Raw genomic sequence first — 12,190 nt, 5'->3', positions numbered from 1 at the left:
CTAATCCGGGAAGTTCACGTCCTTGGTGACAGCCTTCCACTCCTCGATCGACGCGGACGTTGCGGCAATTTTGTCGCGCATCGCCTTGAGGACGTCGCGGCCCAGCAGCAGCCGCAGCGGCGGCTCATCAAGCTTGGTCACCATCAGCACGGCGTCGGCCACCCTGCGCGGGTCGCCCGGCAGATGGTCGGCGAACTGCTTGATCAGATCCTTGCGCGCCGCCACATCTTGATAGTCGGCAATCGGGTTGGCTGACTCTTTCATCGATCGCGAGGCCCAGTCGGTGCGGAACGCGCCCGGCTCGATCGCGGTGACCTTTATACCCAGCGGCCGGACCTCGGTCGCCAGCGCCTCGGTCACCGCCTCCAGCGCGAACTTCGTCGACGAGTAGTAGGCGTTGGGCGGGTTGGCGACCAGGCCCGTCATCGACGAAATGTTGACGATATGCCCCGACCGGCGGGCCCGCATCGACGGCAGCACCGCCTTGATCATGTCGACCGAGCCAAAGTAGTTGACGTCGAACAACTTTCGAACTTCGGCGTCTTCGCCTTCCTCCACCGCGGACAGGTAGCCGTGGCCGGCGTTGTTGACCAGCACGTCGATGCCGCCGAACGCGTCGTCGGCCGCTGCGACCGCGGCGGCGATCTGGCCGGCATCGGTCACATCGAGCGCCACGGCCAAGGCCCGGTCGCCGAACTCGTCGACGAAGTCGTGCACCGCATCGACCCGACGGGCGGTTACCACGACGGAGTGGCCGTCCTGCAGTGCGGCGCGGGCGATTTCGCGGCCGAAGCCGGTGGAGCACCCCGTGATCAGCCACCGAGCCATGTCAGGCCGTCCCTTCCGGCAGACGCCGCAGATACGCCTGCCGCCGGGCGGCCAGTTCGGCCTTGCGCCGCTCGGCGCTGACCCGCGGCAGATGCGGCACTTCGTCATCGAGGTGGTCCAGCTTGATCACCCGTCCGCGGGCGCCGAGATCCTCACGCGGACCGGCCGCGCCGAACTCCGCCATCCGCAGCGTCAGAATCCCTTCCCGCAATCCGTCCGAGTCGATCCAGTTCGCCACGCCGGGATCGACAGGTGAGATCACATAGGTGTAGCTGCCGTTGTCGTTGGAATGCGACTGCGCCTTGTTCAGGCTGCCGGTGCGATCGACCAACTCCAGCGTGGTGCCCCAGATGTTGCTCAGCGGAACGGTGAAATATTCGGCGCCACCGTCGCCGACATCCACGACGAACGCCTCATCCTCGGTCAAGTCGAATCGGCCCATCACATAGACCTGATTGCGCATTGCGCCCACCTTGTCGGCGGACCAGGCCAGGTTGAAATGATTGGGCGGCATCTTGTAGACGCCATGGCTGAGCTTTCCGGTGAAGTTCGCGAAGTGCGCCATCATCGCCGCGGTCGCCTCGGCCTGCTCGTCGATCGTGCGCGCCGGCATTGCCGGCGGACCGCCGAGTCGTTGTATCTCAACGTGATTGGGGTCGTCACGGCCCCAGTCCAGCAACACGTCACGGATGTAGAACTCGTGCGCGGCGGCGGTGCTGCGCACGTGGTTGGGCCGCCCGTTGGCCGGGTCGGCATCGACGGTGATGGTGAAGCTGCCGTCGGAATCCACCGCCATGGTGCGACCGTTGAGCACGTCGACGGTGCCCATGTTCGAGTCCCACAGCGTGAAGTAGTTCTCGGTCATGCGATGTTGGCCGACGCGCCCGTGAATCTCGTACCGCTCGTCACCGCAGATCGGGATGACTCGATATACACTGTCGGGATTGTCTATGCCCCAACGTGATCCAGGTATTCGACGGCCGTTGACCGGATGGGCCAACCGGGTGATGCAACTGACCTTGGGTCGCAGCTTGTCCTGGTTGGACGACCACACCGCCGCCGAGAACATCACCTCGGCGAACGCGGCGTCGAATCGCTCGCGCATCGCATCAGATGCCTTGGCCCGGCCCAGCCAGGTTTCGGCGACGGTGCGGTAGGCCGCTTTGACGATCGGATGCTCGGTCAGTTCGAGCGCGGCCAACTCCTGTTCGTGTTGAGCTTCCGTGGCGACCGGGTCGTCGTGCATTACTGTCCTCACTTCGCGACATACTGTTGAAAATGCTTGTTGTACAACGCAAACCTCTCCTTGACGTCCTCCGGGCGCAGGCCGTAGTCCGCCAGGCTGTAGGCCGGGCGCACCGCCTCGCGGGGACGCTGCTTCAACCACCGGCGCATTGCCGACTCCGCCTCGCCGGTCAGCGGTAGGTCGATGGCGTCATAGACACGGGACACTTGCCCGATCGGGTCCCCTACCGCGTCGTCGAAGCCGATGTCGGTGACCCGGGCCGCTTCGTCAGTCCAGCCATCCCGCACCGCCATCGCACGATCGTTCGTCCACCCCGTCCGCTGCAGCCACTGCGCGCCGACGCGGTGCGGGTCGACGTCGTCGGCATGCATCGCGTGCAGGGTGTGGTTGAGGCTGGCACCCGAGGCGACGGTGGCACATGGATCACGGTGCATGTGCACGATGTGCAGATCACCGAACCGGGCCCGCAGAGCGCCCAGATAGCCCAGGTGAGCCGGTGACTTGAGCACCCAGCGCGTCGCGGACTCGCCGCCTCGTCCCAGAGATCTCTGCCGCTTCTGCCACTGCAGGAATTGCAGCATCCGGTGCAGGTAGTCGTAGGCGGGCGTGAAGTCCTGCGCGTCGAGCCAGGACCGGTAGTTCGGCAAGTGGGCGCCGGACTCTGGCACATGCGACAGGAAAGCATCGGCGAGGAAGACGATCTCTTCCTCGGCCTCACGCGCATACATCGGATGGATGACGAACAGGTCCGGCGCGAGTTCGCGGGATTTGGCTTCCCGGGCCTCGCTGACCGCGATCCTCGGATCGCCGGCATCGGAGCCGCCGAATCGGTGATCGAGCCGTGGCGCCGCTTCGACCACCTCCCACCCGTAGGCACAGTGCAGGCGCGGGTCGGCGGCCAGCAGTCGCTGCAGGAGTGTGGTGCCGCTGCGCATCATGCCGACGACGACGATCGGCGCCTCGATGCGCTCGTCCAGAATTTCGGGATGCCGCCGGATCCATTCCTGAGTACGCAGCCGCATCCGCAGGCTGTGCACGATGCCGGCGCGCAAGATGTGCACGCCGACGACGTTCAGGTCGGCGATCGCGTAGTCGTCCAGCAGCACACTGAGCGGTTCCCTGAAATCCCCGGGCCCCCAGTCGGTCAAGGCCTCTTTGCGGATTGCGTCGGCCTGCACGCCGGCCAGGTCGAAGGGCGATGTCACGCGATCAGAATTTCAAGTGCTGGCTGACATCACCGATTTGGTCGACGAACATGGTCCGGCTGTCGAACCACCAGGCGCCGTCCACGCGGTGAAAGGTGTCCTTGTAGTGCCCGGTGACGATCACCTGCAGCGGCAACGTCGGCGTTGCCTGGGTGACGCAATAGTAGGACCTGCTGCGCGCGATGCCGTCGGCCTCGTGGATGTCGAGCTGGACATTGCTGGTGTTGTGCCGGGTTTTCGGGGTGCCGTCCTCATAGATCCGGGTGGCCATCTCATACATCTTGCGCACCCCGGCGACGCCACTGAACACCGTCTCCGGCGGGCCGTCTTCGACCCCGCAGATGCGCCCGTGCGCGAAGAGCGCGGCCACACCGTCGAGGTCGCCCGCGTCGAGAAGTTCGGCATAACGGTAGATCAGATTGGTGATGTCGCGCGCGCTGTCCGTCATGTCCCTGGAATCGTGTCAGACATATCGGGCATCTCGGCTGGTTTACGTTGAATCGCCGGGTACGTTTCTACAGTCATGGGTGAAATCGACAATATGGTCGCCGTCGTCACCGGCGCGGCGCGCGGCCAGGGGCGCAGCCACGCCGTCGCGCTGGCCGAAGAGGGCGCCGACATCATTGCCGTCGACATCTGCGCCGACGTCGAGGCGATTCCCTACCCGCTGGCGACGAAAGCCGACCTCGAGGAAACTGCGCGACGGGTGCGAGCTGCCGGCCGCCGGGTGGCGCCCGTCATCGCCGACGTCCGCGACCTGCCGGCGTTGGAGGCCGCCGTACAGGCCGGCATCGACGAGTTGGGCGACATCGACATCGTGATCGCCAACGCCGGCGTGGTGGCGATCGGCGACCCACAGATCCGCGCCGAACCGGTGTTCACCACCATTGTCGACACCAACCTCAAGGGCGTGTGGAACACGATGGTGGCGACCGTGCCGTCGATTATCCGCAAGGGCCGCGGCGGTTCTGTCGTGCTGGTCAGCTCGTCGCAAGGGCTGATCGGCCGCGGGGGCGACGGCAGTGCCGCGATGTTCGCCTACGCCGCGTCCAAGCACGGCGTGGTGGGCCTGATGCGATCTGCGGCCAATGCCTATGGGCCACACAAGATCCGGGTCAACTCGGTCAACCCTGGTGGTGTCGCGACACCGATGATCATCAACGACTTCGTGATCAACGCGATGACCACCAACCCCAATCCGGCCGTCTCGCAGACCCTGCTGCCGGACGTGCCACTGGTCGAGGCGCAGGACGTCACCGAGGCGGTGCTGTGGCTTGTCAGCCCGCGGGCCCGCTTCGTGACCGGCATAGCCGTGCCCGTCGACGCCGGCCACGTCGTGATGTGACGAGCGGCTAGACGACGGTTCGGCGGTTCGGCGGTTCGGCGCGCGAAAGTGCTTCTGCCGAGTTATTTACCGGGTTGCGACGTCGCTGGCAGCACTCTCGCTTGCAGGCGCCCTAACCCATCAGGACGGCGTAACGCGGTTTGATCACGTCGTCGATGAGCGCCAACCGCTCGTCGAACGGAATGAACGCGGACTTCATCGCGTTGACGGTGAATCGCAGGAGATCGCTCCACCCGTAGCCGAATGCGTCGACCAGATGGGCCATCTCGCGAGTCATGGTGGTGTCGCTCATCAACCGGTTGTCGGTGTTGACGGTGACCCGGAATCGCGTTCGGGCCAAGAGATCGAAGGGATGCTCGGCGATGCTGGTGACCGCCCCGGTCTGCACGTTGGAGCTCGGACACATTTCCAGCGGAATTCGCTTGTCCCGCAGTATCGATGCCAGCCGCCCCAACCTAACTTCACCGTCTTCGGCAACGTCGATGTCGTCGACGATGCGAACCCCGTGGCCCAGCCGGTCGGCACCGCAGAACGAGATCGCCTCTTGGATGGACGGCAGTCCGAATGCCTCGCCAGCGTGGATTGTGAAGCGGGCGTTGTTGTTTCGCATGTACTCAAAGGCATCTAGGTGCCGGGTTGGCGGGTAGCCGGCCTCCGCGCCGGCGATGTCAAAGCCGACCACACCTTTGTCGCGGAACCGGATTGCCAACTCCGCGATCTCACGAGACAACGCGGCGTGCCGCATCGCGGTCACCAGGCAGCGCACCACAATGGGACGCCCGGCGGCCGACGCCGCCTGCTCGCCGTCGGCGAAACCGGCGAGCACCGCGTCGACGACCTCGTCGAACGCCAGTCCCTTGTTGATGTGCAACTCCGGGGCGAACCGCACCTCGGCGTAAACCACCGAGTCCGCGGACAAGTCTTCCACGCACTCGAAGGCGACCCGGTGCAGCGACTCAGGGGTCTGCATCACCGCGACGGTGTGTGAGAACGGTTCGAGGTAGCGCTCCAGCGATCCGCTGTGCGAAGCGGTGCGAAACCATTGGGCGAGCGCATCGACATCGGTCGCGGGTAGGTCGTCGTAGCCGGTCTGACCGGCGATGTCGAGCACCGTCGACGGACGCAGCCCGCCGTCGAGATGGTCATGCAGCAACGCCTTGGGCGCCCGCTCGATCGTGTCCAGGCTCAGCGGCGTCGTCATGGGGTGATCCGATCGATGATCAGTGGCCGCTCCACCGGGGCCGTATCGCCGACCGTGAAGCCCGCGTCCAACTCGGCCAGTGCGCCCGGAAAGCGTTCGGGCGTATCGGTGTACAGCGTGAACAGCGGCTCACCGGCTGCCACCGGGCTGCCGGAACGACGGTGGATCCGAATCCCCGCGCCGGACTGGACCGTCTCGCCGGGACGGGATCTGCCCGCGCCGAGCCGCCACACCGCGAGCCCCACTGCCATTGCGTCGATATCTCCCATTGTGCCGCTTCGCGTCGCGGTGACGGTTTCGGAGTCCTTACCAACAGGCAACGGTTGAGACAAGTCTCCGCCCTGCGCCGCGACCAGTGCCCGGAACCGGTCCATCGCTGTCCCGTCCCGCAAGGTCTGCTCAGGGTCGTGCCCGTCGATGCCGGCGAGATCGAGCATCTCGCGAGCCAAGGCCACCGTCAGGCCCACCACATCGGGTGGACCACCGCCCTCCAGCACCTCGAGCGCCTCGGCGACCTCGAGCGCGTTACCGACGGCCGCGCCCAGCGGGCGATTCATGTCGGTGAGCAACGCACGAGTCGGCAACCCGTGCTCGGCGCCCAGCGCGACCATGGTCTCGGCCAGATCCCGGCATCGGGATTCGGAGTCCATCAACGCGCCGGAGCCGACCTTCACGTCGAGCACCAGAGCTCCAGCCCCTTCGGCGATCTTCTTGCTCATCACCGAACTGGCGATCAGCGGCAGCGACTCGACGGTCGCGGTGATGTCGCGCAGCGCGTACAGCTTCGCGTCGGCCGGCGCCAGCTGGCCGGCGGCAAAGATGGCCGCTCCGACATCGCAAAGCTGTTGCCGCACGTTAGCGTTGGTCAATGAACCGGTGAAGCCGGCGATCGATTCCAGTTTATCCAGGGTGCCGCCGGTATGCCCGAGCCCGCGGCCGGAGGCTTGTGGCACCACCCCGCCGCAGGCGGCAATCACCGCCACCAACGGCAAGGTGATCTTGTCTCCCACGCCGCCGGTGGAATGTTTGTCGACGGTCCGTACCGGATGGCCGTCACGGCGCAGGTCGGCGAAGTCGAACCGGTCACCGGAGGCCACCATCGCCGTGGTCCAGCGCGCGATCTCGCCGTAGTCCATACCGCGCAGGAACACCGCCATCAGCAGCGCCGACATCTGCTCGTCGGCGATCTGCCCGCGGGTATAGGCGTCAATGACCCAGTCGATCGCGTCGTCGGACAACCGGCCGCCGTCACGTTTGGTTCTGATGACCGTCGGCGCATCGTGGTTCATGCGCGCTCGAGATCCTCGGGACCGAAGGCGTCGGGCAACAGCTCGCCGAGCGGTCGCGGCCCCGCGGGATGGTCGATCAGCATGTCCGGCCCGCCGTGTTCCAGCAACACCTGGCGGCAGCGGCCGCACGGCATCAGCAGCGCTCCCCCGCCGTCAACGCATACCAGCGCCAGCAGCCTGCCGCCGCCGGTGGAATGCAGGGCGCACACCACCGCGCACTCCGCGCAGAGACCTAGGCCATATGAGACATTCTCCACATTGCAACCGGTGATCACCCGGCCGTCGTCGACCAGTGCGGCAGCGCCCACCGGAAAGCGCGAGTACGGCGCATATGCACCCCGTGCCGCATGAGTTGCCTTGCCGTGCAGCATCTTCCAGTCGATTTTCTCAGACACGGTCTCGACCCCGCGCGTGGTTACACTGCATCCGAAAACCCCGCTCACTGTTGGCTAATTCACATGACCAGCCTAGATTCTGCGCGTGCGGAAGTCTCGGCGGACACCAAAGGGGCGGCCCGGTCGCAAGAATGGGGCTGAATCGGCCGCGTGAATGGGATTAAATTGGGTAGCCCATCGCAAAGGGGAGGCGGGAGATGACGACGACGTCGGCGAATCCGGCCACGCCGGAGGAAAAATCGCGACTGCAACTTCTGCGGCGCAGCCTCTATCGTGGCGATCCGGGAATGTGGTCATGGGTGCTGCACCGCATCACCGGCGCCACTGTCTTCTTCTTTCTGTTCATCCACGTGCTCGACACCGCGCTGGTCCGGGTCAGCCCGCAGGCGTATGACGAGGTCGTTTCGACCTACAAGACGCCGCTCGTCGGCCTGATGGAACTCGGCTTGGTCGCCGCGGTGCTATTTCACGCGCTCAACGGCATCCGGGTCATCCTCATCGACTTCTGGGGGCAGGGGCCGCGCTATCAACGCCCGATGTTGTGGGTGATCGCGGTCGTCTGGGTGCTGGTCATCGTGCCCGCCGCGGTGATCGTCGCCGTCCACATGATCGGACACTTCCGGTGAGCTCACCCGATCTTCAGTTGGGCCGCGGAGAGGTCGCGCCGGTGCGCCAGCGCAACCACGACCGCCCGGCCGGCCTCGACAACCCGCGCACACCACGCCGCCGGTCTGGCATGCCGAACTTCGAGAAGTACGCCTGGCTGTTCATGCGGTTCTCCGGCGTCGCGCTGGTATTCCTGGCGCTCGGCCATCTGTTCGTGATGTTGATGGTCGACGACGGCGTGTACCGCATCGACTTCAACTACGTTGCCCAGCGGTGGCATTCGCCGTTCTGGCAGACCTGGGATCTGGTGCTGCTGTGGCTGGCCCAGCTGCACGGCGGCAACGGATTGAGAACCATCATCGACGACTACAGCCGCAAGGGCTCCACCCGCTTCTGGCTGAACAGCCTGCTCGTCTTGTCGATGACGTTCACGTTGGTGCTCGGCACTTATGTGCTGTTGACATTCGACCCGAATATCTCGGGCTAAGGGAGGCTCTGATGCTTGAACCACCTTCTCCGCATCGCTCCGCTCTGCATCGTCGGCGGTGCCCGCGTTGATCAGCGAACACCGATACGACGTGGTGATCGTCGGCGCCGGCGGCGCCGGGATGCGGGCCGCCGTGGAGGCCGGCCCCCGGGTCCGGACAGCGGTTTTGACCAAGCTCTACCCGACGCGCAGCCACACCGGTGCCGCCCAGGGCGGTATGTGTGCGGCGCTGGCCAACGTCGAGGACGACAACTGGGAATGGCACACCTTCGACACCGTCAAGGGCGGCGACTACCTCGCCGACCAGGACGCCGTCGAGGTGATGTGCAAGGAAGCCATCGACGCGGTGCTCGACCTGGAGAAGATGGGGATGCCGTTCAACCGCACCCCCGAGGGCCGGATCGATCAGCGCCGCTTCGGCGGGCACACCCGCGACCACGGCAAGGCGCCGGTGCGCCGATCCTGTTATGCCGCAGACCGAACCGGTCACATGATCCTGCAGACGCTCTACCAGAACTGCGTCAAGAACGACGTCGAGTTCTTCAACGAGTTCTACGCCCTGGACCTGGTGCTCACCGACACCCCGAGCGGCCCGGTGGCCACCGGCGTCGTCGCCTACGAACTGGCGACCGGCGACATTCACGTCTTCCACGCCAAGGCCGTCGTGCTAGCCACCGGCGGCTCGGGCCGGATGTACAAGACCACCTCCAATGCGCACACCCTGACCGGGGACGGCATCGGCATTGTCTTCCGCAAGGGACTTCCGTTGGAGGACATGGAGTTTCACCAGTTCCATCCGACCGGGCTGGCCGGGCTGGGCATTCTGATCTCCGAGGCCGTGCGCGGTGAGGGTGGCCGGTTGCTCAACGGCGAGGGTGAGCGCTTCATGGAGCGCTACGCGCCGACGATCGTCGACCTGGCACCCCGCGACATCGTCGCGCGCTCGATGGTCCGCGAGGTGCTCGAGGGCCGCGGCGCCGGTCCACACAAGGACTACGTCTACATCGACGTCCGCCATCTCGGCGAAGAGGTGCTGAACGCCAAGCTGCCCGACATCACCGAGTTCGCCCGCACCTACCTCGGAGTCGACCCGGTCAAGGAACTGGTCCCGGTCTACCCGACGTGTCACTACGTGATGGGCGGCATCCCGACCACCATCACCGGTCAGGTGTTGCGGGACAACACCAACACCGTGCCCGGCTTGTACGCGGCCGGCGAATGCGCGTGCGTGTCGGTGCACGGCGCCAACCGGCTCGGCACCAATTCACTGTTGGACATCAACGTCTTCGGCCGTCGCGCCGGCATCGCCGCGGCCGCTTTCGCCAAGGGGCACGACTTCGTCGAGATGCCGCCGAACCCGGCGACGATGGTGATCAACTGGGTCGCTGGCATCTTGTCCGAACACGGCAACGAGCGAGTCGCCGACATCCGCGGCGCACTGCAGCAGACGATGGACAACAACGCCGCGGTGTTCCGCACCGAAGAAACACTCAAGCAGGCGCTGACCGACATTCACACGCTCAAGGAGCGGTATTCCCGAATCTCGGTGCACGACAAAGGAAAGCGCTTCAACAGCGATCTGCTGGAGGCCATCGAACTCGGCTTCCTGCTCGAACTGGCCGAGGTTACCGTCGTCGGCGCGCTGAACCGCAAGGAAACCCGCGGCGGCCATGCCCGCGAGGACTACCCCAACCGCGACGACGTCAACTACATGCGTCACACCATGGCCTACAAGGACATTGGCGCCGACAAGCAGGGCACCGACAAGCAGGGCACCGATCTGCTCGCCGACATCCGGCTGGATTTCAAGCCGGTGGTGCAGACCCGCTACGAACCCAAGGAGCGCAAGTACTGATGAGCACCGACGCGCTCGAAGCGCCCGCCGGCGATCCTCCCCTGCCAGCCGTGCCCGAAGGTTCGGTCATGGTGACACTGAAAATTGCCCGGTTCAACCCGGAGAACCCGGACCAATACGCCGACTCCGGTGGCTGGCAGAGCTTCCGGGTGCCGTGCCTGCCGACCGACCGGGTGCTCAACCTGCTGATCTACGTAAAGAGCTACCTCGACGGCACCCTGACCTTCCGGCGGTCCTGCGCGCACGGCGTGTGTGGCTCAGACGCCGTGCGGATCAACGGCAAGAATCGGCTGGCCTGCAAGATGCTGATGCGCGACCTACTGCCGAAAAAGCCGAAGAAAGACCTCACCATCACGATCGAGCCGATCCGCGGGTTGCCGGTGGAGAAGGACTTGATCGTTGACATGGAGCCGTTCTTCGACGCCTACCGCGCGGTCAAGCCGTACCTGATCACCAGCGGCAATCCCCCGACGCGGGAACGGATTCAGAGCCAGGCCGACCGCGCCCGCTACGACGACACCACCAAATGCATCCTGTGCGCGGCGTGCACCACCAGCTGTCCGGTGTTCTGGACCGAGGGCAGCTACTTCGGTCCGGCGGCGATCGTCAACGCGCATCGGTTCATCTTCGACAGCCGCGACGAGGGCGCCGCGGAGCGTCTCGACATCCTCAACGAGGTCGATGGCGTCTGGCGCTGCCGCACCACGTTCAACTGCACCGACGCCTGCCCCCGGGGCATCGAAGTGACCAAGGCGATCCAAGAGGTCAAGCGCGCGCTGCTGTTCGCCCGCTGAGGGACATTTGCGGCTAAGGCGCCAAAACCTCCGTGGCGTTACGCTCGCGGTCACCATGACCGAGAACCTTGCCGCGAAGGCCGATCACCACCTGTGGCTGCATTTCGCCAAGCACGGTCCGGCTACCAGGCCGCCGATCATCGTTCGCGGCGACGGCGTGACGATCTTTGACGACGCCGGCAAGGGCTATCTCGACGGCCTGTCCGGACTGTTCGTGGTGCAGGTCGGACATGGCCGCGCCGAGTTGGCCGAGGCGGCCGCGCGGCAGGCGAGCACGCTGGCCTACTTTCCGCTGTGGGGGTATGCGACTCCCCCCGCGATCGAACTTGCCGATCGGATCGCCGGGTACGCTCCAGGCGACCTGAACCGGGTGTTCTTCACCAGCGGCGGCGGCGAGGCCGTCGAGTCGGCGTGGAAGCTGGCCAAGCAGTACTTCAAGCTGACCGGCAAACCCAATAAGTACAAAGTGATTTCACGCGCGACCGCTTACCACGGCACCACGCACGGCGCGTTGGCGATCACCGGCCTGCCGGCCTACAAAACCCCGTTCGAGCCGCTGACTCCCGGCGGATTGCGGGTGCCGAACACGAACTTCTACCGCGCGCCGGAGCCGCTGCGGTCCGATCTCAAGACTTTCGGGCAGTGGGCCGCCGACCGGATCGCCGAGGCGATCGAATTCGAAGGACCCGACACCGTTTGCGCGGTGTTCCTCGAACCGGTGCAGAACGCGGGCGGCTCGATACCCCCACCGCCGGGATACTTCGAACGGGTCCGCGAAATCTGCGATCACTACGACGTGCTGCTGGTGTCCGACGAGGTGATCTGCGCCTGGGGCCGGATCGGATCGATGTTCGCCTGCTGTGAGATCGGGGACGTCGGCTACCAACCCGACATCATCACCTGCGCCAAGGGATTGACCTCCGGGTACTCGCCGATCGG

13 protein-coding genes are annotated in these 12,190 nt (G+C 65.5%); 6 read left to right on the top strand and 7 right to left on the bottom strand.

What is annotated here, in order from left to right; genetic code table 11:
* From AC2VOG_RS03455 to AC2VOG_RS03440, 4 genes are read right to left on the bottom strand one after another with little or no spacing between them, the layout of a single operon-like run.
* Positions 1–828: an oxidoreductase gene (locus AC2VOG_RS03455; RefSeq protein WP_486938516.1), complete on the bottom strand. Its 828-nt coding sequence runs from the start codon at positions 826–828 to the stop codon at positions 1–3.
* A gap of 1 nt (position 829) precedes the next feature.
* The gene (locus AC2VOG_RS03450; RefSeq protein ID WP_486938518.1) at positions 830–2,074 is read right to left on the bottom strand and encodes a hypothetical protein; all 1,245 of its coding nucleotides are present in this window, start codon (positions 2,072–2,074) and stop codon (positions 830–832) included.
* Between the two features lie 8 nt (positions 2,075–2,082).
* Positions 2,083–3,279, bottom strand: coding sequence for a sulfotransferase family protein (locus AC2VOG_RS03445; protein WP_486938515.1), 1,197 nt, complete (start codon positions 3,277–3,279; stop codon positions 2,083–2,085).
* A 4-nt stretch (positions 3,280–3,283) separates the two neighbouring features.
* Positions 3,284–3,727 carry a nuclear transport factor 2 family protein gene (locus AC2VOG_RS03440; protein WP_486938514.1) on the bottom strand — a complete coding sequence of 148 codons (444 nt, stop codon included), beginning with the start codon at positions 3,725–3,727 and terminating at the stop codon, positions 3,284–3,286.
* A 75-nt stretch (positions 3,728–3,802) separates the two neighbouring features.
* Between AC2VOG_RS03440 and AC2VOG_RS03435 the strand changes: the two genes are divergently transcribed.
* The gene (locus AC2VOG_RS03435) at positions 3,803–4,624 is read left to right on the top strand and encodes a mycofactocin-coupled SDR family oxidoreductase (RefSeq protein WP_486938513.1); all 822 of its coding nucleotides are present in this window, start codon (positions 3,803–3,805) and stop codon (positions 4,622–4,624) included.
* A 112-nt stretch (positions 4,625–4,736) separates the two neighbouring features.
* Here the strand turns inward: AC2VOG_RS03435 and AC2VOG_RS03430 are convergent, their stop codons facing one another.
* The 3 genes from AC2VOG_RS03430 to AC2VOG_RS03420 are packed head-to-tail and all read right to left on the bottom strand — an operon-like array spanning position 4,737 to position 7,509.
* Complete coding sequence (locus tag AC2VOG_RS03430; RefSeq protein WP_486938512.1) at positions 4,737–5,825, bottom strand: adenosine deaminase; 1,089 nt, start codon at positions 5,823–5,825, stop codon at positions 4,737–4,739.
* Entirely contained in the window at positions 5,822–7,114 is a 1,293-nt protein-coding gene (locus AC2VOG_RS03425; RefSeq protein WP_486938511.1) for a thymidine phosphorylase, read from the bottom strand. Before AC2VOG_RS03425 ends, AC2VOG_RS03430 begins: the two co-directional genes overlap by 4 nt.
* Complete coding sequence (locus AC2VOG_RS03420; RefSeq protein WP_486938510.1) at positions 7,111–7,509, bottom strand: cytidine deaminase; 399 nt, start codon at positions 7,507–7,509, stop codon at positions 7,111–7,113. Before AC2VOG_RS03420 ends, AC2VOG_RS03425 begins: the two co-directional genes overlap by 4 nt.
* 197 nt (positions 7,510–7,706) lie before the next feature.
* Here AC2VOG_RS03420 and sdhC point away from each other — a divergent pair, with 197 nt between their 5' ends.
* From sdhC to AC2VOG_RS03395, 5 genes are all read left to right on the top strand, one after another.
* Complete coding sequence (sdhC, locus tag AC2VOG_RS03415) at positions 7,707–8,135, top strand: succinate dehydrogenase, cytochrome b556 subunit (protein WP_486938509.1); 429 nt, start codon at positions 7,707–7,709, stop codon at positions 8,133–8,135.
* A complete protein-coding gene (locus AC2VOG_RS03410) occupies positions 8,132–8,602 on the top strand; it encodes a succinate dehydrogenase hydrophobic membrane anchor subunit (protein ID WP_486938508.1) in 471 nt (156 codons plus the stop codon). The genes sdhC and AC2VOG_RS03410 overlap by 4 nt, the downstream gene beginning before the upstream one ends.
* Positions 8,603–8,669: 67 nt before the next feature.
* Complete coding sequence (sdhA, locus tag AC2VOG_RS03405; protein WP_486938517.1) at positions 8,670–10,457, top strand: succinate dehydrogenase flavoprotein subunit; 1,788 nt, start codon at positions 8,670–8,672, stop codon at positions 10,455–10,457.
* Positions 10,457–11,251 carry a succinate dehydrogenase iron-sulfur subunit gene (locus tag AC2VOG_RS03400; RefSeq protein WP_486938507.1) on the top strand — a complete coding sequence of 265 codons (795 nt, stop codon included), beginning with the start codon at positions 10,457–10,459 and terminating at the stop codon, positions 11,249–11,251. Before sdhA ends, AC2VOG_RS03400 begins: the two co-directional genes overlap by 1 nt.
* A gap of 55 nt (positions 11,252–11,306) precedes the next feature.
* The coding region (locus tag AC2VOG_RS03395) for an aminotransferase class III-fold pyridoxal phosphate-dependent enzyme (RefSeq protein WP_486938506.1) at positions 11,307–12,190 on the top strand (884 nt) is incomplete at its 3' end.

The organism is Mycobacterium sp. TH-M11 (genome assembly GCF_057473725.1).
The sequence above is the reverse complement of the archived record's forward strand: the minus strand, read 5'-3'. Positions and strand labels throughout refer to the sequence as shown.